Consider the following 25,507-nt stretch of genomic DNA (forward strand, 5'->3'; position numbering starts at 1 on the left):
ACAAACGGTAACCTCTTTACATTTCCGCCTGTGGATTACTCTAACTGTCGATATTTGTTTGTTTTAATATTGTTATTCACATGTGGATAAGTTAAAATCATAGTAACGTTTTAAAAAAAGGAACGGTAACGTTATCCCTTGTGGATAATTAGGGAATACTAAATTTTGTATGAGTAAATGATGAAAAAGTTTGTATTGTAGGAAATGCAACCGTGAAGTGGCAAAAGAGGTGGAGTAATGGAATTTGATACGATTGCCGCAATATCAACTCCAATGGGAGAAGGAGCAATTGCTATAGTTCGTTTAAGTGGCGAGGAAGCAATTGTAATTGCAGATAGATTGTTCAAAGGTAAAGCAGGGAAAAGTCTTAGTGAAGTAGCAACACATACGATTCATTATGGAAATATAGTAGACCCTGATTTAGATCAAGTTGTTGAGGAAGTAATGGTTTCTTTAATGAGAGGACCAAAAACATTTACGAGAGAAGATATTGTCGAAATTAACTGCCATGGTGGATTAGTTTCTGTAAATAGAGTATTACAGTTGGTCTTAGCTAAAGGGGCAAGACTGGCAGAACCAGGAGAATTTACAAAGAGAGCATTTTTAAATGGAAGAATCGATTTATCCCAAGCTGAAGCTGTCATGGATTTAATAAGAGCAAAGACAGACCGAGCAATGACTGTAGCGATTGACCAAATGGAAGGTCGTTTGTCAAAGCTGATTCAAAAATTAAGGCAGGAACTATTGGAAACCTTAGCTCACATTGAAGTAAATATTGACTACCCTGAATATGATGATGTAGAAGAAATGACACATTCTGTCCTAATTGAAAAAGCTTTATTTGTTCATGGAGTAATAAATAAACTTCTACAAACATCAAATCAAGGCAAAATATTGCGTGAAGGTCTTTCAACTGTTATTATCGGAAGGCCGAATGTTGGAAAATCATCATTATTAAATAGCCTAGTTCACGAAAATAAGGCTATTGTTACCGATGTTCCTGGTACAACCCGGGACGTTATTGAGGAATATGTCAATGTTAGGGGTGTCCCTTTGCGTCTTGTCGATACGGCAGGGATACGCGAGACGGAAGATATTGTTGAACGTATTGGTGTAGAGCGGTCTAGAGAGGTTTTGAAAAAAGCAGATTTAATACTTCTTGTCCTTAATAATAATGAAGAGCTAACGGATCAAGATAAACAATTGTTTGAAGCTGTTAAAGGTATGGATACAATAGTCATTATAAATAAAACAGATCTTCCTAGGAAAATAGATATAGAAAGAGTGAAGCAATTAACAGGTAATCAACACCTCGTTACGACATCAATACTTGAAGAAGAAGGCATTGATACTATTGAGGAGTCTATTTCTTCGATGTTCTTTGCTGGAAGCCTTGAAGCCAGTGACTTGACCTATGTATCCAACTCTCGTCATATAGCGTTATTAAATCAGGCTAAAAAGACAATAAATGATGCAATTACAGGTATTGAAATGAGCGTACCAATTGATTTGGTGCAAATTGACCTTACTAGGACATGGGAATTGCTCGGTGAGATCATCGGTGATGCAGTACATGAAAGTCTAATAAATCAATTATTTTCACAGTTTTGTTTAGGAAAATAACCATGTTTAGAAATGATAAGGAGGTGCCTACGTGGGATATAAAGCTGGCTCATATGATGTCATCGTTATAGGTGCAGGGCATGCTGGCTGTGAGGCTGGTTTAGCTGCTGCACGTGTCGGGGCTAAAACATTAATGATTACTATCAACCTAGATATGGTCGCATTTATGCCATGTAACCCATCAGTAGGTGGTCCAGCTAAAGGAATCGTTGTACGTGAAATTGATGCCTTAGGTGGAGAAATGGCCAAAAATATTGATAAAACGCATATTCAAATGCGTATGCTTAATACAGGTAAGGGGCCTGCAGTTCGAGCACTAAGAGCCCAAGCAGATAAATTTGATTATCAGCATGAAATGAAAAAAACGCTTGAAAATGAAAAAAATTTAGATTTAATTCAAGGAATGGTTGAAAAACTAATTGTTGAAGATGGAACATGTAAAGGTGTCATTACACAAACAGGAGCCGAGTATGAGGCTAAAACTGTGGTCATTACAACGGGTACGTTCCTACGAGGCGAAATAATTATCGGGGATCTTAAATATTCAAGTGGTCCTAATAATCAACAACCTTCTTTAGGCTTATCAGAGCATTTAGAAGAGCTTGGTTTTGACTTAGTTCGTTTTAAAACAGGGACACCGCCTAGAGTTAATAGTCATTCCATTGATTATAGCAAAACGGAGATACAACCTGGAGATGATGTTCCACGAGCCTTTTCTTATGAAACCACTAAATATATTACTGAACAATTACCATGTTGGTTAACCTACACAAGCACTGAGACACATCAAATCATAGATGATAATTTACACCGTTCACCAATGTATTCAGGCATGATTAAAGGAACAGGTCCTAGGTACTGCCCGTCAATAGAAGATAAGGTAGTGCGTTTTAATGATAAACCACGCCATCAAATCTTTTTAGAGCCAGAAGGACGAAATACCCAAGAAGTATATGTCCAAGGTCTATCAACGAGTCTACCAGAAGATGTTCAACAAAAAATGTTAACTTCTATTCCAGGATTAGAAAATGTTCAAATGATGAGAGCGGGTTATGCAATTGAATATGATTCAATTGTTCCTACACAGTTATGGCCAACATTAGAAACTAAGCGCATTAAAAACTTGTATACAGCGGGCCAAATTAATGGTACCTCAGGCTATGAAGAAGCTGCTGGTCAAGGAATTATGGCTGGAATTAATGCAGGAAGACGTGCTATAGGTAAGGAAGAATTAATCCTAAGTAGAGCCGATGCTTATATAGGAGTACTCATTGACGATTTAGTAACGAAGGGAACAAATGAGCCGTACCGATTATTAACATCACGTGCTGAATATCGTTTGTTACTTCGTCATGATAATGCTGATCTTCGTTTAACAGATAAGGCCTATCAATTAGGATTAATATCTGAAGAAAGATATAAAGCATTTGAATTGAAAAAGGCAGCCATTGAACAAGAAAAAGAAAGATTACAGACTATAATCATAAAGCCAAAAATGGAAGTGCAAGAAATTATTCGCTTAGCGGGTGGCAGTGAGCTTAAAGATGGTATCCGTGCAGCTGATCTTTTAAAGCGACCGGAAATGACATATGAACATATAAAAAAAATGGTACCTGCTGAAACTGAAATTAGCTATGATATTACCGAACAAGTAGAAATTCAGATTAAATATGAAGGCTATATTGAAAAGTCATTACAACAGGTAGAACGCCATAAAAAAATGGAAAATAAGAAGATTCCAGAAAATATCGATTATGACGCTATTTCTAGTATAGCAACTGAAGCAAGACAAAAGCTTAAAGAAGTTCGACCACTTTCAGTTGCTCAAGCCTCTAGAATAGCTGGAGTTAATCCAGCTGATGTATCGATACTTCTTGTATATTTAGAGCAAGGCAGAATCGCAAAAATATAAGGCGATTTAGGTGCTATTAAATACCTAACAATGTGTTGCACGAAAGGATGGACACATGGATACAATTGAATTTAAAAGTATGTTGGAGGAGAAGGGGATAACGCTTTCTCCTAGTCAACTTGAGCAATTTGAAAGATACTATGAGCTATTAATTGAATGGAATGAAAAAATAAACCTAACGGCAATTACTGATAAGCCAGATGTTTATTTAAAACATTTCTACGACTCGATCACATCCGCATTTCATTTTGACTTTTCTAAGGATTTGTCGATTTGTGATGTAGGAGCTGGTGCGGGGTTCCCAAGTATTCCATTGAAAATCTGTTTTCCAAATTTAAAAGTTTCGATAGTAGATTCATTACAAAAACGGATCTCATTTTTAACTCTTTTAGCGAACGAGTTAAAGCTAGATAATGTAACCTTTTATCATGATAGAGCTGAAACGTTTGGTCAAAGACCTGAGATTAGAGAGTCTTATGATATTGTAATGGCAAGAGCTGTAGCAAGGTTATCAGTCTTAAGTGAACTCTGTTTACCACTAGCAAAAGTTAGTGGTACATTTATAGCAATGAAAGCTAGCGCAGCTGCAGATGAAATAGAAGAAGGTAAAAAAGCTATTTCAATACTTGGTGGACAAGTTTCAGAAATTAAGCATTTTTTATTGCCTAAAGAAGAAAGTGACCGTAACATCATTTTAATCAATAAAATTAAGACAACACCTAAGAAATATCCTAGAAAACCTGGTACACCAAATCGATCTCCTATTAAATAGTGTGATGTGGTGATGATTACTCGTACGGGGAGGAAGCCATTTTCTTCCCCTAAAAGGTAGAAATGTTTCACGTGAAACATTTATACTACTAATTTACTAACCTAGTTCACTCTTAAATTATTATGGTAGGCCTTTAATAATAGAATATTATTTTAAAATCTATTTCCAACTTGCAGGAAAGATATAAAAAATGGAGAATTCTAATAGAGGGAGTTCTAAAAGGTGGTGCAGGATCATGAAGCATACTTTTTCACGTTTCTTTAGTCTTGGTGAAAAAGAAGTAGATAATGAAGTAGAAAATGATGTTGTTGAGGAAAAACTAAGGAATAATGAGGAAATAAAACAAATACCTGTTTCTAATATAGTACCCAATCGATTTCAGCCACGTACAGTTTTTAATGAAGAGAAGATTACAGAGCTTGCTTTAACGATACGCACGCATGGAATCATTCAACCAATCGTTGTTAGAGAATATTCGAATGATCAGTTTGAAATTATTGCTGGTGAACGACGGTGGAGAGCTGTTCAATCTCTTAAATGGGAGACAATACCTGCTATTGTAAAAAACTTTAATGATAAAGAGACAGCTTCTGTTGCACTAATTGAGAACCTTCAAAGAGAAGAGTTATCTGCAATTGAAGAAGCAGTAGCATATGCGAAACTTTTAGAATTACATAACTTAACCCAAGAAGCTTTAGCTCAGAGATTGGGTAAAGGTCAGTCAACTGTTGCAAATAAATTAAGATTATTAAAGCTGCCACAAGAAGTACAAGAAGCCTTAATGGCCAAAACAATTACCGAAAGACATGCCCGTGCACTTATTCCCTTAAAACAACCCGAAAAACAAGTGCACTTACTTAAAGAAATAGTAGAAAGACAGCTGAATGTTAAACAGACGGAAGATCGAGTGGTTAAAATACTAGAACAAAGTCAAAGTAAACCTAAACCGAAGCGTAAGGCTTTTAGTAGAGATACAAGAATTGCAATGAATACGATTCGCCAATCATTATCAATGGTGACAGATAGTGGGGTAGCGATTGATTCAGCAGAAGAAGAATTTGATGACTATTATCAATTTACAATTAAAATCCCCAAAAAATAACCTTTTCCTCATCTACCTTGTGATGGGGTATTTTTTTCGAACGTATAATATCCATAAATTCAAAAACGCATAAATGCAACTACGCCTTTGTCTTCACCCTTTTGGCTCGCCACTCGGCGAGTTTTCGTTAAAAGATAAGAAAGTATAAAAATTTGTACCAAGTTTTAGTGTCTAGCTCCGGGCGCCATCGACTCTATGGTATAAGCCTGTCTAGCTCCAGCGCCTAGAAACGAGGGGAAACTTCAACTCCTCCTACAGAAGCAAAGAACGCTTCTTTCGTCGGAGTCTTCGAAGCACACGATGTGCAAGTGTCGACAATGACACAGGACGTGGCGGGTTTTAATCGACGCGCCGATAGGCGGGCGCCCTGCGCTTTTCTTATGTTTTGCTCATGATAATCAATTTAGATGTTTCACGTGGAACTTTTCTACTAATGAAATATTGTTTTTACTAATCTACTATTTTTTTTGTAAAAAAACATCAAACTATTCTTTTTCATGATAAAATAGTGAAAGTGTAATAAATTGTTACCGCGTTTTAACTATCGATATGTACCCTTACAACTTTATTAATAGAGGGAACTACCGACTGAAAATAAGAACCTGATCAGAATTTCTAACAGTGATGGATTGTGAATCCCTCTCTAATGGAAGTAATACTTTACCCGAAAGTAGGTGAAATCGTGGGTAGAATCATCGCGATTGCAAACCAAAAAGGTGGAGTTGGTAAAACAACGACATCTGTTAATTTAAGTGCTTGCTTAGCATATATCGGAAAAAAGGTACTACTTGTAGATATCGATCCACAAGGTAATGCAACGAGTGGAACTGGTATCGAAAAAGCTGAAGTTGATCAATGTATTTACGATGTATTGGTTGATGATGTTAATGCAAAAGATGTTATAAAGCCAACAGTGGTTGAAAACTTATATATGATTCCCGCAACAATTCAACTAGCGGGTGCTGAAATTGAGTTAGTGCCAACTATATCAAGGGAAGTTCGGTTAAAAAGGGCATTGGATGAGGTAAAAGATCAATATGATTACATAATTATTGATTGTCCACCATCTCTAGGACTCCTGACAATTAATGCTTTAACTGCTTCTGAAGCAGTATTAATACCAGTTCAATGCGAGTATTATGCACTTGAAGGGTTAAGTCAACTACTTAATACTGTAAGATTAGTTCAAAAACACCTAAATACTGAGCTAATGATTGAAGGTGTATTACTAACAATGCTAGATGCTCGAACAAATTTAGGTATTCAAGTCATTGAAGAAGTGAAGAAATATTTCCAGGATAAAGTATATAAAACAATTATTCCAAGAAATATTCGCTTAAGTGAGGCACCAAGCCATGGTGAACCAATCATTATTTATGATCCGAAATCAAGAGGAGCCGAAGTTTACTTAGATCTTGCAAAGGAAGTGGTTGTAAATGGCTAAGGGTTTAGGAAAAGGAATTAATGCTTTATTTTCAAGTATGGAAGTTGGAAAAGAAGAGGTAGTTCAAGAAGTGAAAATTAACGAACTACGTCCCAACCCCTACCAACCGCGAAAAAACTTTAATGCAGAAGCAATTACGGAGTTAAAGGAATCCATTCTGACTCATGGAATTTTACAGCCAATTATTGTTAGAAGAAGTATTAGAGGATTTGAAATTGTTGCTGGAGAAAGACGCTTCCGTGCAGCAAAAGAAGCGAAGTTTACAGCAGTACCGGTTGTAGTAAGGGATCTATCAGAACAACAAATGATGGAAATTGCCTTATTGGAGAACCTTCAACGTGAAGATTTAACACCTATTGAAGAAGCAGTTGCTTACCAATCATTAATTGATCATTTAAAATTAACACAAGAACAGTTAGCACAAAGATTAGGGAAAAGTCGTCCACATATTGCAAACCATCTTCGCCTTTTAACTCTTCCTAAGCAAATACAAGCTCTTATTTCAGAAGGCAAGTTGTCAATGGGGCATGGTCGGACATTACTTGGACTAAAGAAAAAGGATAAGCTTCAAGCTGTTGTTGACAAAGTGATTAAAGAAAAATTGAATGTGCGTCAACTTGAACTGTTAGTGACACAAATCAATGAAAATGTTCCACGTGAAACAGTGAAACCCAAAAAAGAAAAAAATGTGTTTATAAAAGAACGTGAAACATTCCTCCAAGAAAGATTTGGAACATCGGTTTCTATTAAACAGAATAAGAAAAAAGGGAAAATTGAAATCGAGTTCTTCTCTAACGAAGATTTAGAACGAATTCTTGAGATATTAGATTCTTCTAGTGTGTCGTAATTTGTAAGAATTAGGAGAATAAAAGTATGGTATTACTAGGTACAATTGTGAATGGTTTATCTATCATATTAGGTACTCTAATCGGAAAGTTACTTCATCGTATTCCTGATTCCATTAAGGCAACTGTGATGCACGGTATTGGGCTTGCAGTAATGATTCTAGGAATCCAAATGGGTTTAAAAAGTGACCAATTTTTAATCGTAATTATCAGCATTGTCCTTGGTGCAGTTCTTGGAGAATGGTGGGGACTGGATGATAAACTAAATAAATTAGGTTTTTGGATTGAATATAAGGTCGGTGCGAAAGGTGAAGGTAGTATTGCTAAGGGGTTTGTAACGGCTACATTAATCTTTGTGATTGGTGCGATGGCTATTATTGGTGCACTTGATAGTGGGCTAAGGCAAGACCATCGCGTCTTATATACTAAATCAATCATTGATGGTTTTACAAGCCTAATATTAGCAACTACACTCGGTATCGGTGTTTTATTCTCTGCTATCCCTGTTATGGTTTACCAAGGGTCCATCGCTCTTTTTGCAACTCAAATTGAAAAGTGGATTCCTACTGATCTAATGAATGCATTTATTTCAGAAATGACAGCTACAGGGGGACTTATGATTTTCGCTATAGGTCTAAACTTAATGGGAATAACGACGATTCGTGTAGCTAATTTATTACCTTCTATTTTAGTAACGGCCATTTTAGTAACATGTGTCTACTATTGGAGTAATATGCTCTATTTTGTTCAAAGTTTTATGTAGCATAAAAAGCCTCTGCACTTTGAATGGGTTTTTTAAAAGATAAGAAAGTATAAAAATTTGAACCTAGTTTTAGTGTCTAGCTCCGGGCGCCATCGGCTCTATGGTATAAGCCAATCTGTCCGGAAGGTAAAGAACAACCTTCCAGCCGGCTTGACTTATGCTTGACTGCACAGGATGTGCTGATGTCGATGTTCGCCACAGGACGTGGCGGGTTTTAATCGACGCGCCGATAGGCGGGCGCCCTGCGCTTTTCTTGCTTTTTTGAGGTTATATCTTTGATTAGCTCTTTAATTTTACAGTACCTAACCACATAGAGTGAAATCATAAGAGTATCCTAGTTTAAGGTGCTTTATATTGAGAATGTTGGGCTGAATATTTGACTATTTCTTGCCTTCTAACAATCAAACGCTCTGAATCCACTATCCCATCAGCAATGGTATTAGCCATTTTCATAACCAGGCTTAGGCGAGTATTTTGTAAGACAAAAAACTCCATAAATCCACTTACATTAACGATACCTGTAATATGAATATCTCCAATTGGCATCAATTCTTTATTGACTCCAGCCCCTGGCTTTACTGGTCCTTCATCAATGGTAATAACTCCAACACTTTTTAATCTACCCAAACAGGCGTCAATTCCGATAATAAAGGGGTTTCTATAGGATTCCTGAACCAATTTAATCTTTTCAACTAAATTAACTGCATGTATAGGTTCGTCTAATGTGCCATATACATGGAAGTGAGATATCCCTAATTCAAGCATTCTTGAGCCAATTAAAGGTCCAAGTGAGTCACCAGTAGATCGGTCTGTACCAATACAAATAAATACGATTGGGCGATTAGATGTTGGTAAAAGGGATGTTAATCTCATCGAAATAATTTTACGTGCATCGTCTTGATCATATGAAATCCTCGGCAAATCTTCTTTTTCGCGGATATCAAAAAAATTAGGTTTTAGATTCATAGGTTCCACCCCTTGTTAATAGTACTAACAGTATACGGATAAAAGTAAAAATCTATACGTAGAAAGTGAATTTGAAAGTCAAAAATATACGAAGTTAAATGAAGAGTAATTGTTTGCAGGAGTAACCAATGGAAGGTGGAGGAGTTATGTGGCGATCAGGTTTAAAGTGGATGTTTCTAATAATGGGCACAACAATTGGTGCGGGTTATGCATCAGGTAGGGAGTTATGGCAATTCTTTGGTGACCAAAGTGGACTTGCTATTCTATTATTTACTATTATTTTTTCAATTTGTTGCTATGTAATTATGAAAATAAGCTATGAAGAGAAGTCTGAGCACTTTTCGCCAGTACTAAAAAGGTTAATCGGAAAGAAACTGTCATACTTTTATGAAATCATGATTGTAATATACCTTTTTTCTACAACTGTTGTAATGCTAGCAGGCGGAGGAGCAACACTTGAGATGTTTCATATTCCCTATTGGGGTGGAATCCTTATTTTTGCATTTTTATTAGTACTCTTGTTTGTTTGGGATATAAAGGGTATGATTTCGATAAATGCTTTTATTCTTCCTATATTAATTATTGGACTTATTGGTATTTTACTATCTTTCATTTTAAAAAATGGACAGCCGTTTTCTTTTAATCTAGAGGCACAAAAAAATTGGCCTGCTGCTTTTACATTTTCAGCTTTAAATGTATTACCATTAGTGGCCGTTTTATCTGCCATTGGTAAAGAAATGAAAAGTAAGGCTGAGGGTTTAATTTCAAGTGTTGGAAGTGGTATTGTATTAGGAACAATCTCTTTTATCTACAATGAATCTCTTATGCAAATTGCAAGTCAAATTGTATTATACGAAATACCATTATTTGCCATTTTAGAAAATTATCCCTATTCAATGATCATCTTCATGTCATTTTTACTATGGGCAGCTATCTATACAACTGCAGCCTCTGGCGTATTTGGAATTACATCAAGATTTCGCGAAGGTATTAATCTACCTCTATGGGCTATTGCTGCTATTACAGTTCTTGCCATGATTCCATTTACTACATTTGGATTTGCGACACTTGTATCTGTTCTATATCCGCTATATGGGATTGCTAATCTATACTTGCTTGGAGCAATTTTATTGTTCCCAATTACAAATCGCTACAAATGGGATTAAAATCCTGCTAAAATAAATGTAATATTAACAATGTGAGGGAGATCTTATTGGATTGGTTAAATAATTTGTATGTAAAAACCAAGGGCAATTTAATGAATGAAGAGCTTTGGATTAACATTGGAACAAGTTTATTGAAGATAGTTGTCATTCTAATTGTATCTTCAATCCTTATTCGGATTGGCAGAATTGCAATCCAAAATATTTTTAAGGCTAGAAGCAGAGGTCCTCTTCAAATTTCTGAAAGACGAGAAGCAACATTAATTAAACTTCTTGAAAATGTACTGAGATATGTTGTTTATTTTGTTGTCATTATTATGATTCTCGAATCAATGGAAATTGAAATTCGTGCATTATTAGCAGGGGCAGGGATTGTAGGTCTTGCAGTAGGTTTTGGTGCACAAAACCTTGTTCGCGATATCATCACAGGTTTTTTTATTATCTTTGAAGATCAATTTTCTGTTGGTGACTTTATCAGGACAGGTACCTTTGAAGGAACTGTTGAAGAAATTGGACTAAGAACAACCAAAATAAAAGCCTTTACAGGTGAGATACACATATTACCAAATGGAAGTATTGTTGAAGTTACCAATTTTTCAATTAATAATAGCATTGCAGTTGTTGATATTAGTATTTCTTATGAAGAGGATATTCCTAAGACAGAAAGAGTCATTGAAGAGCTGTTATTGGAGTTACCTGATAAATATGAGGACATAATTAATCCACCAGAATTATTAGGTGTTCAAATGCTAGGGGCTTCAGAAGTAGTATTAAGGGTTACTTGTGAGGTATTACCGATGCGCCACTTTTATATTTCAAGAGTGCTTCGTAAAGAGGTGAAACTTCGACTTGATGAACATGGAATTGAAATTCCATACCCAAGACTTGTTATGTACACTAGAAATGAAGATAATAAAGCTAAACAAAATTAAAGCGGCTTAGAAATGCCAAACTACCTAGTATGAAGAAAGACAACAAATCCACTTCAATAAGGCGGTGGAGGAAAGAAGTGATACAATCTATTTTAATATATGCTAGTTAATGTTAGCATGGCTAGGATATATAGGATACTTTGTGACGTTTCCCCGCCATTTTTCTTCATACATGAGAGTGCAAATTAGAAAAGGTGATTTATAATGATAGATAAGGACTTTGCTATATATGATGTTGTTGAAATGAAAAAGCCTCATCCTTGTGGAGTTAATCGCTGGCAAATTATCCGGATGGGAATGGATATAAGAATCAAGTGTGAAGGCTGTGCTCATAGTGTCATGATTCCTAGAAAAGAGTTTTCAAGGAAAGTAAAAAAAATTCTTGTTAAGCATGAAGAATAGATCAGTGGAAAAAGAGTCTAACTTACCTTTAGTTAGGCCTTTTTTGAAAGATAAGAAAGTATAAAAGTTTGTACCTAGTTTTAGCGTCTAGCTCCGGGCGCCATCGACTCGAGGTCAAAAGCCAATCCGTCCGGAAGGTAAAGAACAACCTTCCAGCCGGCTTGTCTTATGCATGTCGCCGATAGGCGGGCGCCCTGCGCTTTTCTTAGTAAACTGTGATTAGTATAGAACTAAAAGAGAGGTGAAACCTTTGGCTACAAAAATAGTTACTTCATCATGCTCGCTTAATTGTTGGGATAGCTGCGGTTTTGAAGTTACAGTTGAGAATGGAAAAATCACAAAAATAGATGGAGATAAGCAACATCCAATTACAAAAGGTAAAATTTGTGGGCGAGGTCGAATGCTTGAAACGAGAACTAATTCTAACGAACGTTTGTTATATCCTTTAAAAAAGATTAATGGGGAATTCAAACAAATCCCTTGGGAACAGGCATTACACGAAATAGCAAAAAAATTAATAGATATAAAAGAAAACGTTGGAACTCATGCTGTCTTACATAGCCATGACTATTCAAACGGTGGGCTATTAAAAAATTTAGATAAACGCTTTTTTAATTGCTATGGTGGGGTTACTGAATTAGTAGGCAGTATATGTTGGGGTGCTGGAATCGAAGCGCAAAAATGGGATTTTGGTAATGCGTGGAGTCATTCGCCAGAGGATATTTATAATAGTAAGAACGTTGTTATTTGGGGTAGGAATGTAGTACGAACAAATATGCACCTCTACCATTACTTACTAGATGTGAAGAAAAAAGGTACAAAAATTATTGTTATAGATCCAATTTATAATGCTACGGCTAAAATGGCAAACCACTATGTATCTGTTAAGCCAGGAATGGATGGTATTCTTGCGTTAGGTATTATCAAGGAGATTCTTTCAAATAATCTGGAACATCAAGAATTTATTACTGACCACACATACGGTTTTGTAGATTTACTAGAGTTAGTTAATAGTATTTCAATTGAGGAAATCGTAGAAAAAACAGATGTTCCACGTGAAACAATTTCATACCTAGCAGAGGTTTTTTGTGATCGTCCTACCACCACGTATATGGGCTTAGGAATGCAGCGCTACACAAATGGCGGCAATACGATTCGGCTTATTGATGCATTAGTTGCTGTAAGTGGCAATATTGGGATAAGTGGCGGAGGTGCTAATTTTGGTAATCTTCAAGTTGGGCAAAGCTTTGATACTGGGGCACTTGCGTTAGCTGAACGTAAAAGTCAATCTCGAACATTTACAATGATGAAACAAGCAGAAGGAATACTAAAGGCAGTGAATCCAGAAATTAAGATGATTTTTGTAACCTGCGGTAACCCTTTGACACAAGTTCCTGATACTAATTTAGTCAAAAAAGCTTTTGAATCTGTCGATACACTAGTTGTAGTTGATCAATTTATGACAGACACAGCCTCATTAGCGGATTATGTTCTGCCAACAACGACAGTATTTGAAGAAGAAGATATCTATTATTCATCTATGTATCATCATTATATGAACTATGGTCCAAAACTAGTAGATCCACCAGGGGAAGCCAGGTCAGATTTATGGATTTGGACTGAGTTAGCTAATTTACTAGGTTTTGGTAAAGATTTTTCCTATACTAGAAAGGAATTTTTAAAAATAGGTCTTGGTCAGTTAGAGGAAAAGGGAATAACCCTTGAAAAGATAATGGAAAATCATCACTTACCATTACCAGTTGAGGATGTGCCTTGGAGTGATTATAAATTTGGTACAGCCAGTGGTAAATTTGAATTTACATCAAGCGGTGCTATAGAAAAAGGTCATGATGGTAAGCTGAAATTATTATTTCCTGAGGAATCGACGAATCAGGATCTATTAAAGGAGTATCCTTATTCACTGTTGACTATTCATCCAATGCGCTCAAATCACTCTCAGCATTACCATATTATCGATGCTTTGCAACAAATAAGGGTTGATATATCTGAGGATATTGCCAAAGAAAAAGGGCTAAACGATGATGATGAAGTGAAGGTGTATAATGGAAGAGGAGAGTTAAAGGGAATGGTAAGAATTATGCAGAAGGCTCATCCTAGAACCATTAACATCGACGAAGGTCAATGGAGTAAATTTGGAGGAAGTGTAAATCTGCTAACATCAAACAAAGAATCTGATAATGGACTTGGAAGTAGTTTGTATGATTGCTTAGTTAATATTGAGAAGTTATAAAGTATAAATTATTCCGTTCCGCTCTGTGAGCGGTTTTTTTGACTTATAGAATTTTTATTTTCGTAAGCTATCTACAGGTAACAGGCTAGAAGAACATTATTGCGTTATTGTGAGGAATGATAAATAAACTTGTCTTTTTAATAGTAAATATCTATAATTGTGTAGTGTTATGTGTTAACGAAAGACTCTTTTCTAAAGGATTGTTGGTTTTAATATCCCTTAGAATGTAATTTTAGGATTTTCACGCATTATGTTCAGGGAAGATGCCACTATACCATCTACAATGAGAATTAATATATACCTTTGATAGCAATAAGTTTACGAAAATAGCCTTATGGAAAAATAGAGGAGTGAAGTTTATAATGGCATTAACAGCAGGAATAGTAGGTCTTCCAAATGTCGGAAAATCAACACTTTTTAATGCAATTACACAAGCGGGTGCAGAATCTGCAAACTATCCGTTCTGTACAATTGATCCGAATGTTGGAATAGTAGAGGTTCCTGATCATCGTTTAAATAAATTAACTGAGCTTGTAAAGCCTAAAAAAACAGTTCCAACAGCATTTGAATTCACAGATATTGCTGGAATTGTAAAAGGTGCTAGTAAGGGTGAGGGATTAGGTAATAAGTTCCTATCACATATTCGTCAAGTTGATGCAATTTGTCATGTTGTTCGTTGTTTTGCCGATGATAATATTACACATGTTTCTGGAAAAGTCGACCCAATTGATGATATTGAAGTAATCAATCTTGAACTCATTTTAGCTGACTTAGAATCTGTTGAAAAGCGAATGGACCGTGTAGGTAAATTGGCGAAACAAAAAGATAAGGATGCTGTCTATGAGCATGAAGCTCTAGTAAAATTAAAAGAGGCATTCGAAAATGATATGCCAGCACGTACGGTTGAATTCACAGAAGAACAAATGAAATATGTAAAGGCGTTACACCTTCTAACAATTAAACCTGTTCTTTATGTTGCAAATGTGAGTGAAGATGATGTAGTTGATCCATCTTCAAATGAATATGTTAAAGTGGTCCGTGAATTTGCTGATAAAGATAATGCAGAAGTTATTGTTATTTGTGCAAAAATCGAGTCAGAAATTGCTGAACTGGATAGTGATGAAAAAGCGATGTTCCTAGAAGAAGTTGGGATTCCTGAATCAGGGCTAGATCAATTAATTCGCGCTTCCTATAATCTACTTGGATTAGCAACCTATTTTACTGCTGGAGAACAGGAGGTCCGTGCATGGACATTCCGAACAGGCATGAAGGCTCCGCAATGCGCAGGGATTATTCACACAGATTTTGAACGTGGATTTATTCGCGCGGAAACTGTTTCTTATGAAGATTTACTTGCCAATGGCACGATGGGTGCTGCACGTGAAGCAGGCAAAGTCCGCCTTGAAGGCAAGGAATATATCGTTAAAGATGGCGATGTCATTCATTTCCGTTTTAACGTGTAATAAAGATAAAAACCTCAGTCTACAATTATAGACCGAGGTTTTTTGCTTTTGAAAGATTACAAAAACAAAAGGATTTTTATTATCTTGCAGTACACAATTGATTATGGTATAATTTGTTCCTGTGAGTAATTTAAAAGATTGCTCCTTGCCCTATAATGGGCCGTTAGTCCAAAAGGAGGTGAACGTGATGAGAAAATACGAAATTATGTATATCATCCGTCCAAACATTGATGATGAAGCGAAAAAAGCTTTAGTAGAGCGTTTTAATGGCGTTTTAACTGACAATGGTGCGGAGATTACAAACGTTAAAGAAATGGGTAAACGTCGTCTTGCTTATGAAATCAACGATTTCCGTGATGGTTACTACATGCTTATTAACATAATGTCGAATGCTCAAGCTGTTAACGAGTTTGATCGTTTAGCTAAAATCAGTGAAGACATTATCCGTCAAATCATTATTAGAGTAGAAGAGTAAGGAAATAAGGACAGTATGTTCTTTTTGAATAGCTTGTAAGGAGTGGTTCTGATGATGAATCGCGTAATTCTCGTTGGCAGACTTACGAAGGATCCTGAATTAAAGTATACCCAAAGTGGAGTAGCTGTAGCATCGTTTACTTTAGCTGTTAACAGACCGTTTACAAACCAGCAAGGTGAACGTGAAGCGGATTTCATTAGTTGTGTAGTTTGGCGTAAACCTGCAGAAAACGTTGCAAACTTTCTTAAAAAAGGCAGTTTAGCGGGTGTTGATGGCAGAGTTCAAACGCGTAATTTTGAAGGCCAAGATGGTAAACGTGTATATATTACTGAAGTTGTTGCTGAAAGTGTCCAATTTCTAGAGCCTAGGAATAGTGGTGGCAATGATCAACAACGCAGCGGTGGCGGTAACTACGGTGGATCACCACAAGGACAAGGGTATTCTTACGGACAACAAGATCAGAACCAACAGAAACAACGTAATAATAACCAAGGATATACTCGAGTTGATGACGATCCATTTGCAAATGATGGACAACCAATTGACATTTCAGATGATGACTTGCCATTTTAGGCCGACCATATATTCTTAAAAATTAAAAGTGAAAGGAGGCGTATCACATGGCAGGAGGACGTAGAGGTGGACGTGGAGCAAAGCGTCGTAAAGTGTGTTTCTTTACATCACACGGAATCACTCATATCGACTATAAAGATCTTGACGTGTTAAAACGTTTTATTTCAGAGCGTGGTAAAATTTTACCACGTCGTGTAACAGGTACTAGCGCTAAATATCAACGTAAACTAACAGTTGCGATCAAACGCGCTCGTCAAATGGCTTTATTACCATATGTAACTGGTGAATAATAGCATTCAAAAGCAGTGAGTACTCCTCACTGCTTTTTTAATTGATAAGGAATTTATAAAATTGTAAGGTTGTGTATAACTTCGTGTCTTTGTCTATCTACGTCTAGCTCCAGCGCCCAACGACTAGTGGACTTCCCTCACCTCCTTACGATAAGTCAACATCGAATCGCTATCGCTCTTTCGTATTTCCTTTATCTCATGCGGCTCAGTCCAGTCCATACGTCCCTAAACGGGGCGCTTGCGCTTTTGTTCTTTTTAAAAATGAACAACCGTATAAACTGTATTATTCCACGCTAAAGGGGCAGTAAAACCCCCACTAATTGTAGGTTTAGTTTATAATTAATTATAAATTTAACGTACCATTTACAATATATTTTGTTAAATAATTAAATTATAGGGAAAAATGGTTAACAGCTTTTTATTGTATACGCAAGATAGTTGAATGGGCTTCGGATTGCGGATAAAATAGAATGGTCCCTTCCTTATGGGAATTACTAAGCTTGATCGTGAGGTGAAGAAGTGGAAAAAACAAAACAACTTACAGAAGGTGCTATATTACTTGCATTATATAGTATATTACTATTACTTTTTTTATACGTTCCATTAGTAGGAATAATCGTCCTATTTGTATTACCATTACCCTTTATCATTTACACAATTAGAAATGGAATAAATAATACTGTAGTTTTATTTATCGCTGCGCTATTGTTAACTATTATTCTAGGGTCATTTGCCGCTTTGCCTCTAACCTTTATGTTTGGCAGTAGCGGAATTGTGCTTGGCTATTTGATTAGAAGTAGAAAAAGTAGATATGGAATATTATTAGGTGGAACGTTAGTCTACATTATTAATATTGTAATTCTCTATGTTATTGCTGTTACATTGATGAATATTAATGTGATGGATTTAGCACTGACTACCACAAGAGAAACAATGGACACTTCATCAGACTTTTTGAAGTCAATAGGCCAACAAGGGAATGAAACAGCCTTACAGCAGTTTGAGGAGGCATTAAAAGTTATTCCTTATTTATTACCTAGTACATTTCTCATGCTTGCTTTTATACTTGCCTTTTTTACTCAATTGGCATCAATTCCATTTTTAAAGAGGTTAAAAATAGATGTCGAAGCTTGGCCACCATTTAGAGATCTGATGTTACCAAAAAGTATATTATGGTATTACTTAATTGTAATGGTCTTGATGTTCTTACAATTTGAAGTTGGAACATTTGGATATACTGCAATCATAAATCTCTTTTACATATTGCAGCTTTTAATGATGATTCAAGGAGTATCCTTTATCTTTTATTTTTGTTACCAAAAGGGGATTGTGAAGGGCATCCCAATTGCAATAACGATTGTTTCACTCATCTTACCATTTCTCCTTTATATTATTAGAATCTTAGGTATAATTGACTTAGGATTTCAAATTAGAGAAAAAATTCAACTCAAAAAATAATGCACCATTGATATTTAGGAGCTGAAATTATGCCTGAATTTTATAAAAAGAAGATATTCCGCTATCCCATTTATGCATTAATGCTTATTTCAACAATATTATTGGGAATTACATTTTATTTTAATTGGATTATAGGGTTAGCTTGTTTTCTGCTCCTTGGATTAGTTCTATTTTATCTTTATAAGGCAGATTCTATTTTAAATAAAGAAATGGAAAGTTATATTTCAACCTTGTCTTATCGGTTAAAAAAGGTTGGGGAAGAAGCCCTAATGGAAATGCCGATTGGAATCATGCTGTTTAATGATGACCTCTATATTGAGTGGACAAATCCTTTTATTGCATCTTGCTTTAATGAAGACACATTAGTAGGAAGATCTCTTTTTGATGTTGGCGAAGTGTTAGTTCCATTGATTAAACAAGAGGTTGAGACAGAAGTGGTTACACTTCACGAACGAAAGTTTAAAGTCATCTTAAAACGTGATGAAAGACTATTATACTTCTTTGATGTTACTGAACAGACAGAAATTGAGAAATTGTATGAAAATGAGCGTACGGTATTAGGTGTCATTTTTCTTGATAATTATGATGAAGTTACGCAAGGAATGGATGATCAAAGAAAAAGTACCATTAATAGTCAGGTAACCTCGATTCTAAATAAATGGGCTATGGATCATGGTGTCTATTTAAAAAGAACATCTTCAGAACGTTTCACTGCCGTATTTAATGAACATATTCTAACACATTTAGAGAAAAGTAAATTTGCTATTCTTGATGAGGTAAGAGAAAAGACAGCAAAAGAAAATATCGCCTTAACATTGAGTATTGGAATTGGAACTGGTGTTTCATCTCTTCCAGAGCTAGGAGCTTTAGCTCAGTCAAGTTTGGATTTAGCATTAGGAAGAGGTGGAGACCAGGTTGCAGTTAAGCAAACAAATGGAAAGGTTAAGTTTTTTGGTGGTAAAACCAATCCAATGGAAAAACGCACAAGAGTACGTGCTCGTGTAATTTCACATGCCCTACGAGAACTTATTAATGAAAGTGATAAAGTCGTGATTATGGGTCATAAATACCCTGATATGGATGCTATAGGAGCAGCTATAGGGATATTAAAGGTTGCACAAATCAACCAAACAGATGCCTATATCGTTTTAAATAGTAATGAGATTGATATAGGTGTATCGCGCTTGATTGAAGAAGTGAAAAATCATCCTGATCTTTGGAGCCATTTTATAAGTCCCGAAGAAGCATTAGAAGTTTCAACTGATGAAACATTACTTGTTATAGTAGATACCCATAAACCTTCATTAGTTATTGAAGAACGATTGTTATCAAAGATTGATAATGTGGTTGTAATTGACCATCATCGCCGTGGTGAAGAATTTATTGACTCTCCATTACTGGTTTATATGGAACCTTATGCATCTTCAACAGCAGAACTTGTAACCGAGTTATTAGAATATCAACCAAAACGGATGAAAATTGATATGCTTGAATCTACAGCATTATTAGCTGGTATTATTGTAGATACAAAAAGTTTTACATTACGTACAGGTTCGCGGACATTTGATGCAGCTTCCTATCTTCGCTCACAAGGAGCAGATACAGTTCTTGTACAGAAATTTTTAAAAGAAAATATTGAACATTTTAATAAACGTGCTAAATTAGTAGGAAATGCCTCTATTTATAAACAAGGTATTGCTATCTCAAAAGGTGATCCAGATGAAGCATATGATCAAGTACTAATTGCTCAAGCGGCTGATACACTGTTAGCGATGAACGGAGTTGTTGCTTCTTTTGTAATATCTGCACGAAATGACCTTTTAATTGGCGTAAGTGCACGTTCACTTGGAGAAGTTAATGTCCAAGTAATCATGGAAAGTCTTGAAGGCGGCGGACACTTAACAAACGCTGCAACACAATTGCTGAATGTTACAATAGATGAGGTAGAAGGAAGATTAAAAGCTGCAATAGACGATTATTTAGAAGGAGGGAAAAAATCATGAAAGTGATTTTTCTAAAAGATGTGAAAGGTAAAGGAAATAAAGGTGAAGTGAAAAATGTTTCAGATGGATACGCACATAACTTCTTGATTAAACAAGGGGTAGCGATTGAAGCAACACCTGGTAATATTAAAATGCTGGATGCACAGAAAAATAAAGTTAAACAAGAGGCTGCAGAAGAATTAGAGCAGTCTAAACAATTAAAAGAAAAACTTGAGTCATTAACAATTGAGTTAACCGCTAAAGCTGGCGATGGGGGCCGTTTATTTGGTTCAGTAACAAGTAAACAAATTGCAGATGAACTTTCTAAAAAACATAAAATTAAAATTGATAAGCGGAAATTTGATTTGCCGGATGGAATAAGGTCTTTAGGCTTTACAAATGTTCCTCTTAAACTACACCCAGAAGTGACTGCTTCTGTTAAGGTTCAAGTTAAAGAGCAGTAATTACCATTGAAATAAAGCTTTCTTATCATATAAAATAGTGAAATGTGATTTTGTTATAAATACAGGTCACATTTTTCTTATATAATGAGCGTACAAGATAAAAATAGACTATTAGATATATAGAATGTAACTTTGTTTAAAAAGATAAGAAAGTATAAAAGTTTGTACTTAGTTATAGTGTCTAGCTCCGGGCGCCATCGGACCTGAGGTCATAAGACAATCCCTTCCCGAAGGCAACAAACGCCTTCAGTCAGGGCTCGTCTTATGCTTGACTTGCACAGGATGTGCTGATGTCGATGTTCGCCACAGGACGTGGCGGGTTTTAATCGACGCGCCGAAAGGCGGGCGCGCCTTGCGCTTTTCTTACAATATCTCTATAAACAAAAGGGGAGAGTGGAGATAATATGAGTACCCTTCTTGCTGATCGTATTCCTCCGCAAAATATTGAGGCAGAGCAGGCTGTGTTAGGGGCCATTTTTCTAGAGCCAGCTTCATTAACATTAGCTTCTGAGATTTTAATACCAGAGGATTTTTACCGTGCAACACATCAAAAAATATTTAATGCAATGCTTACTCTTAATGATAAAGGCGAACCAGTCGATCTAATTACAGTTACGTCGGAATTAGCAGATGTAAAACTATTAGAAGAAATTGGTGGTGTATCCTATTTAAGTGATATTGCTAATTCTGTTCCAACAGCAGCTAACATAGAATATTATGCGAAAATAATTGAAGAGAAATCAATTCTCCGACGATTAATTAGGACAGCAACTACAATAGCTCAAGATGGATATTCACGTGAAGATGAAGTTGAAGCCCTGCTTAGCGAAGCGGAAAAGACGATCATGGAAGTAGCCCAAAGAAAAAATGCGGGTGCATTCCAAAATATAAGAGATGTTCTCGTTCAGACCTATGATAATATAGAAGAACTTACAAACCGTAAAGGTGATATTACCGGTATTCCGACGGGATTTACAGAATTAGATCGGATGACCGCCGGTTTTCAACGAAATGATTTAATTATTGTTGCGGCACGTCCATCAGTAGGTAAAACGGCCTTTGCCTTAAATATCGCTCAAAATGTGGCTACTAAAACAGATGAGAATGTCGCTATTTTCAGCCTTGAGATGGGTGCTGAGCAACTTGTTATGAGGATGTTGTGTGCCGAAGGAAATATTAATGCGCAAAACCTCCGTACAGGTGCTTTAACAGCAGAGGACTGGAGTAAGCTCACAATGGCAATGGGAAGCCTCTCTAATTCAGGGATTTTTATTGATGATACACCTGGTATACGTATAAGCGACATTCGTTCAAAATGTCGACGCTTAAAACAAGAAACTGGCCTAGGTATGATTTTAATCGACTATTTGCAGCTTATTCAAGGTTCTGGCCGAAGTGGTGAAAACCGTCAACAGGAAGTTTCGGAAATCTCTCGTTCTTTAAAAGAATTAGCTCGTGAACTCAAGGTGCCTGTTATTGCCCTTTCACAGTTATCACGTGGAGTCGAACAAAGACAGGATAAACGCCCAATGATGTCGGATATTCGTGAATCTGGAAGTATTGAGCAGGATGCCGATATTGTCGCGTTTTTATACCGTGACGATTATTACGATAAGGAATCTGAGAATAAGAACATTATTGAAATCATTATTGCAAAGCAACGTAATGGTCCAGTTGGCACTGTCGCCTTAGCTTTTGTAAAAGAATATAATAAATTCGTTAACTTAGAGCGGCGATTTGATGACACAGATATGCCACCAGGTGCATAGAATAGTGGAAGGACCTTTTCAAATGAGAGGGTTCTTTTTTTATATTATAGGATAAAATAGTTATGAACAGTTCAAATTACTAATACGAACGAATAATATAATTACTAATTAAACGTTCGTGTTTTATTGACTTTACTATATGAAATTGATACACTTAGTTTGTTTGATTGAGAAAATGAACGTTAATTTTTAGAAGTACATTCGGAGGTGCTAAGCCTATGGCTTCAGTAGTAGTTGTTGGAACGCAGTGGGGAGATGAAGGTAAAGGAAAGATTACCGACTTTCTATCTGAAAATGCAGAGGTTATTGCAAGATATCAAGGTGGAAACAATGCCGGTCATACGATTGTATTTAACGGTGAAACTTATAAACTTCATTTAATTCCTTCAGGGATTTTTTATTCAGATAAAATTTGCGTGATTGGTAATGGAATGGTCGTTGACCCGAAAGCACTAGTTACGGAACTAAAATATTTACATGATCGTGGTGTAAGTACAGACAATTTACGAATTAGTAACCGTGCACATGTCATTCTTCCTTATCATTTAAAACAAGATGAGGTTGAGGAAGAACGTAAAGGTGCTAACAAGATTGGAACAACCAAAAAGGGTATTGGTCCGGCTTATATGGATAAAGCTGCTCGTGTGGGTATCCGTATGGCAGATTTATTAGACCGTGAAGTATTTGAAGAAAAACTAACACATAATTTAGCGGAGAAAAACCGTCTACTAGAAAAAGTATATGAAGTTGAAGGTTTTAAAATTGAAGCCATTTTAGATGAATATTACGAGTATGGACAACAAGTTGCACAATATGTATGTGACACATCAGTTGTGCTGAATGATGCACTAGATGAAGGGCGTCGAGTATTGTTTGAAGGTGCACAAGGAGTTATGTTAGATATTGACCAAGGTACATATCCATTTGTAACGTCCTCTAACCCAGTTGCTGGAGGCGTAACGATTGGTTCTGGAGTAGGACCAACAAAGATTAATCATGTTGTCGGAGTATGTAAGGCTTATACTTCTCGTGTAGGTGATGGTCCATTCCCAACAGAATTAGAGAATGAAATCGGTGAGCGAATTCGTGAAGTTGGTCGTGAGTATGGAACTACAACTGGACGTCCACGCCGCGTAGGTTGGTTTGATAGTGTTGTTGTACGTCACGCACGAAGAGTTAGTGGTATTACTGATTTATCTTTGAACTCTATCGATGTTCTGACCGGAATTGAAACATTAAAAATTTGTGTTGCTTACAAATATAATGGGGAAGTAATCGAAGAGTTCCCAGCAAGCTTAAAAATTCTCTCTAAATGTGAGCCAGTATATGAAGAATTACCAGGCTGGACAGAAGATATTACAGGAGTTAAAAACCTAAAGGACTTACCTGAAAATGCACGTCATTATATTGAACGCGTATCCCAATTAACAGGTATCCCTCTTTCTGTATTCTCTGTAGGACCAGACCGTACACAAACAAATATTGTTCGTAGTGTATACGCATAATGAAATAGACCCTTTTAGTACAGATTGTATTGTGCTAAAAGGGCCTTTTTATTTAAGAGGTTAATTGTAAAATGAAATGCATAGAGAAAATATAAAAAATCATGTAGATGCGATATACTTAAAAGTGACCAAACCAATAAGTAAGGAGCATCTACATGAACAATACTAATTTTACCACAACCGAAAGAAGCTTTAAACACCTGACAGATATTCACAGAGGACGACTTGAGGAAATGGCAAGGCAAGGCACCTACACGCAAGCTGAAATGGCACAAGAGCTAAATGTAAGTCAATCAACGATATCACGAGAACTAAAACGTGGTAGAACGCGTCAAATGGCATCTAATCGAACATATTACGATCGCTACCTGGCTGATTCCGGAGCACGTGTTTATCATGAAAACAGGCAATCATGTCATGCAAAAGACTTCCATAAATACTCGGAGGGTTTCTTTAAGGAATTACCAAAGGCCATCATTTCTACTAAGAAACAGCCACGTGAACATAGTATTGATACCTTTGTCCACACGTATCGAAAGGACCATCCAGATGAACATGTACCTTGTACGAAGACGGTTTATACGTTAATTGGTCAAGGCGTTCTATCTATCCGTAATATTGATTTACCAATGAAAACGCGGATGCGGCCACGAAAGAAACAACCTTCTGAGCCAAAAGGTAAAAATACAAAACATCTCGGTCGAAGTATAGAAGAAAGAGACGCCTCTGTACTTTCACGAGAAGAAACTGGTCATTGGGAAGTTGACCTGGTAATTGGTAAAAAGACAAAAGGAGAACCAGTTATTTTGACAATGGTTGAGAGGAAATCTCGCTTCCTCTTGACGAAAAAGATTTGGGGTAAAGATGCGGAAACAGTTCAAGCTGCAACCTTACAATTGATGAAGAAACATGGATTAGAAGATTTCAAATCACTTACAACTGATAATGGATCAGAGTTTTCTACACTTTCTCTTATTGAAGAAAAAGAACCAGCCGTACAAGTGTTCTTTACGCACGCTTTTGCTTCATGGGAAAAAGGCACAAATGAGCGACACAACGGACTTTTAAGGGAGTTCATACCAAAAGGAGAGTCACTAAGGACTCTTACTTATAGCGACTTACAAATGTACACAGACGCTATTAATAATCGACCTAGAAAAATACTAGGCTACCAAACACCTGAGCAATGTATAGATCGTGAACTACATAGTGTAGCTTAATTTTTCCTTTTGTTGGTCAGATAGAATAAGTCTTGGAGGAGAGTTTATCAAGAGCCGCTACGCTCTTCCTCTTGACAAACTCTCCTCCAAGACTACAAAAAGCCATGCCAACAAAAGGAAAAAAATGGAGTGG

Annotated in this window: 22 protein-coding genes; 21 read left to right on the forward strand and 1 reads right to left on the reverse strand. The window is 36.3% G+C overall.

Annotated features, from left to right (window positions below; translation table 11 throughout):
- Positions 1-237 precede the first annotated feature (237 nt).
- The 7 genes from mnmE to PY093_RS17815 all read left to right on the forward strand — a co-directional run bounded on the left by mnmE (position 238) and on the right by PY093_RS17815 (position 8,461).
- Positions 238-1,623, forward strand: coding sequence for a tRNA uridine-5-carboxymethylaminomethyl(34) synthesis GTPase MnmE (gene mnmE, locus PY093_RS17785; RefSeq protein WP_275647151.1), 1,386 nt, complete (start codon positions 238-240; stop codon positions 1,621-1,623).
- A 31-nt stretch (positions 1,624-1,654) separates the two neighbouring features.
- Positions 1,655-3,535, forward strand: coding sequence for a tRNA uridine-5-carboxymethylaminomethyl(34) synthesis enzyme MnmG (gene mnmG / locus PY093_RS17790; protein WP_275647152.1), 1,881 nt, complete (start codon positions 1,655-1,657; stop codon positions 3,533-3,535).
- 55 nt (positions 3,536-3,590) lie between these two features.
- The gene (gene rsmG, locus PY093_RS17795) at positions 3,591-4,307 is read left to right on the forward strand and encodes a 16S rRNA (guanine(527)-N(7))-methyltransferase RsmG (RefSeq protein WP_275647153.1); all 717 of its coding nucleotides are present in this window, start codon (positions 3,591-3,593) and stop codon (positions 4,305-4,307) included.
- A gap of 235 nt (positions 4,308-4,542) precedes the next feature.
- Complete coding sequence (gene noc / locus PY093_RS17800; RefSeq protein WP_275647154.1) at positions 4,543-5,409, forward strand: nucleoid occlusion protein; 867 nt, start codon at positions 4,543-4,545, stop codon at positions 5,407-5,409.
- Positions 5,410-6,091: 682 nt separating this feature from the next.
- Positions 6,092-6,853, forward strand: coding sequence for a ParA family protein (locus tag PY093_RS17805; protein ID WP_275647155.1), 762 nt, complete (start codon positions 6,092-6,094; stop codon positions 6,851-6,853).
- Positions 6,846-7,700, forward strand: coding sequence for a ParB/RepB/Spo0J family partition protein (locus PY093_RS17810; protein ID WP_275647156.1), 855 nt, complete (start codon positions 6,846-6,848; stop codon positions 7,698-7,700). The genes PY093_RS17805 and PY093_RS17810 overlap by 8 nt, the downstream gene beginning before the upstream one ends.
- A 26-nt stretch (positions 7,701-7,726) precedes the next feature.
- On the forward strand, positions 7,727-8,461 hold the full coding sequence (locus PY093_RS17815) for a DUF554 domain-containing protein (protein ID WP_275647157.1): 735 nt from the start codon (positions 7,727-7,729) through the stop codon (positions 8,459-8,461).
- A 339-nt stretch (positions 8,462-8,800) separates the two neighbouring features.
- Here PY093_RS17815 and yyaC read toward each other — a convergent pair whose 3' ends face one another.
- Entirely contained in the window at positions 8,801-9,427 is a 627-nt protein-coding gene (yyaC, locus tag PY093_RS17820) for a spore protease YyaC (RefSeq protein WP_275647158.1), read from the reverse strand.
- A gap of 146 nt (positions 9,428-9,573) precedes the next feature.
- Here yyaC and PY093_RS17825 point away from each other — a divergent pair, with 146 nt between their 5' ends.
- From PY093_RS17825 to PY093_RS17890, 14 genes are all read left to right on the forward strand, one after another.
- On the forward strand, positions 9,574-10,593 hold the full coding sequence (locus tag PY093_RS17825) for a YkvI family membrane protein (protein ID WP_275647174.1): 1,020 nt from the start codon (positions 9,574-9,576) through the stop codon (positions 10,591-10,593).
- A gap of 47 nt (positions 10,594-10,640) precedes the next feature.
- On the forward strand, positions 10,641-11,522 hold the full coding sequence (locus PY093_RS17830) for a mechanosensitive ion channel family protein (RefSeq protein WP_481769319.1): 882 nt from the start codon (positions 10,641-10,643) through the stop codon (positions 11,520-11,522).
- A 204-nt stretch (positions 11,523-11,726) separates the two neighbouring features.
- Positions 11,727-11,924, forward strand: a complete 198-nt coding sequence (locus tag PY093_RS17835; RefSeq protein ID WP_275647159.1) for a DUF951 domain-containing protein — start codon at positions 11,727-11,729, stop codon at positions 11,922-11,924.
- A 250-nt stretch (positions 11,925-12,174) separates the two neighbouring features.
- Entirely contained in the window at positions 12,175-14,175 is a 2,001-nt protein-coding gene (locus tag PY093_RS17840; RefSeq protein ID WP_275647160.1) for a molybdopterin-dependent oxidoreductase, read from the forward strand.
- A 362-nt stretch (positions 14,176-14,537) separates the two neighbouring features.
- The gene (ychF, locus tag PY093_RS17845; RefSeq protein WP_275647161.1) at positions 14,538-15,638 is read left to right on the forward strand and encodes a redox-regulated ATPase YchF; all 1,101 of its coding nucleotides are present in this window, start codon (positions 14,538-14,540) and stop codon (positions 15,636-15,638) included.
- 187 nt (positions 15,639-15,825) lie between these two features.
- Complete coding sequence (gene rpsF / locus PY093_RS17850) at positions 15,826-16,113, forward strand: 30S ribosomal protein S6 (protein ID WP_275647162.1); 288 nt, start codon at positions 15,826-15,828, stop codon at positions 16,111-16,113.
- 51 nt (positions 16,114-16,164) lie between these two features.
- Positions 16,165-16,686, forward strand: a complete 522-nt coding sequence (gene ssb, locus PY093_RS17855) for a single-stranded DNA-binding protein (protein ID WP_275647163.1) — start codon at positions 16,165-16,167, stop codon at positions 16,684-16,686.
- Between the two features lie 47 nt (positions 16,687-16,733).
- Positions 16,734-16,976 carry a 30S ribosomal protein S18 gene (gene rpsR, locus PY093_RS17860; protein WP_275647164.1) on the forward strand — a complete coding sequence of 81 codons (243 nt, stop codon included), beginning with the start codon at positions 16,734-16,736 and terminating at the stop codon, positions 16,974-16,976.
- A 519-nt stretch (positions 16,977-17,495) separates the two neighbouring features.
- Positions 17,496-18,434: a YybS family protein gene (locus PY093_RS17865; protein WP_275647165.1), complete on the forward strand. Its 939-nt coding sequence runs from the start codon at positions 17,496-17,498 to the stop codon at positions 18,432-18,434.
- Positions 18,435-18,463: 29 nt separating this feature from the next.
- Positions 18,464-20,437, forward strand: coding sequence for a DHH family phosphoesterase (locus tag PY093_RS17870; protein ID WP_275647166.1), 1,974 nt, complete (start codon positions 18,464-18,466; stop codon positions 20,435-20,437).
- Positions 20,434-20,880, forward strand: a complete 447-nt coding sequence (gene rplI, locus PY093_RS17875) for a 50S ribosomal protein L9 (RefSeq protein ID WP_275647167.1) — start codon at positions 20,434-20,436, stop codon at positions 20,878-20,880. The genes PY093_RS17870 and rplI overlap by 4 nt, the downstream gene beginning before the upstream one ends.
- 404 nt (positions 20,881-21,284) lie before the next feature.
- Positions 21,285-22,649 (forward strand): replicative DNA helicase, encoded by a 1,365-nt coding sequence (dnaB, locus tag PY093_RS17880; protein WP_275647168.1) that lies wholly within the window; start codon positions 21,285-21,287, stop codon positions 22,647-22,649.
- Between the two features lie 218 nt (positions 22,650-22,867).
- A complete protein-coding gene (locus PY093_RS17885) occupies positions 22,868-24,154 on the forward strand; it encodes an adenylosuccinate synthase (RefSeq protein WP_275647169.1) in 1,287 nt (428 codons plus the stop codon).
- Between the two features lie 155 nt (positions 24,155-24,309).
- Positions 24,310-25,374, forward strand: a complete 1,065-nt coding sequence (locus PY093_RS17890) for an IS30 family transposase (RefSeq protein WP_275647170.1) — start codon at positions 24,310-24,312, stop codon at positions 25,372-25,374.
- Positions 25,375-25,507: the final 133 nt, after the last annotated feature.

The sequence above is a fragment of the Cytobacillus sp. S13-E01 genome (assembly GCF_029193815.1).
GTDB lineage: Bacteria > Bacillota > Bacilli > Bacillales > Bacillaceae_L > Bacillus_BV.

Coding starts and splice junctions, on each gene's coding strand:
- ychF (WP_275647161.1), top strand. CDS start 14,538: ATGGCATTAACAGCAGGAATAGTAGGTCTTCCAAATGTCGGAAAATCA.
- PY093_RS17815 (WP_275647157.1), top strand. CDS start 7,727: ATGGTATTACTAGGTACAATTGTGAATGGTTTATCTATCATATTAGGT.
- yyaC (WP_275647158.1), bottom strand. CDS start 9,427: ATGAATCTAAAACCTAATTTTTTTGATATCCGCGAAAAAGAAGATTTG.
- ssb (WP_275647163.1), top strand. CDS start 16,165: ATGATGAATCGCGTAATTCTCGTTGGCAGACTTACGAAGGATCCTGAA.
- PY093_RS17825 (WP_275647174.1), top strand. CDS start 9,574: ATGTGGCGATCAGGTTTAAAGTGGATGTTTCTAATAATGGGCACAACA.
- rpsF (WP_275647162.1), top strand. CDS start 15,826: ATGAGAAAATACGAAATTATGTATATCATCCGTCCAAACATTGATGAT.
- rsmG (WP_275647153.1), top strand. CDS start 3,591: ATGGATACAATTGAATTTAAAAGTATGTTGGAGGAGAAGGGGATAACG.
- rplI (WP_275647167.1), top strand. CDS start 20,434: ATGAAAGTGATTTTTCTAAAAGATGTGAAAGGTAAAGGAAATAAAGGT.
- PY093_RS17810 (WP_275647156.1), top strand. CDS start 6,846: ATGGCTAAGGGTTTAGGAAAAGGAATTAATGCTTTATTTTCAAGTATG.
- noc (WP_275647154.1), top strand. CDS start 4,543: ATGAAGCATACTTTTTCACGTTTCTTTAGTCTTGGTGAAAAAGAAGTA.
- dnaB (WP_275647168.1), top strand. CDS start 21,285: ATGAGTACCCTTCTTGCTGATCGTATTCCTCCGCAAAATATTGAGGCA.
- PY093_RS17890 (WP_275647170.1), top strand. CDS start 24,310: ATGAACAATACTAATTTTACCACAACCGAAAGAAGCTTTAAACACCTG.
- PY093_RS17870 (WP_275647166.1), top strand. CDS start 18,464: ATGCCTGAATTTTATAAAAAGAAGATATTCCGCTATCCCATTTATGCA.
- mnmE (WP_275647151.1), top strand. CDS start 238: ATGGAATTTGATACGATTGCCGCAATATCAACTCCAATGGGAGAAGGA.
- PY093_RS17835 (WP_275647159.1), top strand. CDS start 11,727: ATGATAGATAAGGACTTTGCTATATATGATGTTGTTGAAATGAAAAAG.
- PY093_RS17885 (WP_275647169.1), top strand. CDS start 22,868: ATGGCTTCAGTAGTAGTTGTTGGAACGCAGTGGGGAGATGAAGGTAAA.
- rpsR (WP_275647164.1), top strand. CDS start 16,734: ATGGCAGGAGGACGTAGAGGTGGACGTGGAGCAAAGCGTCGTAAAGTG.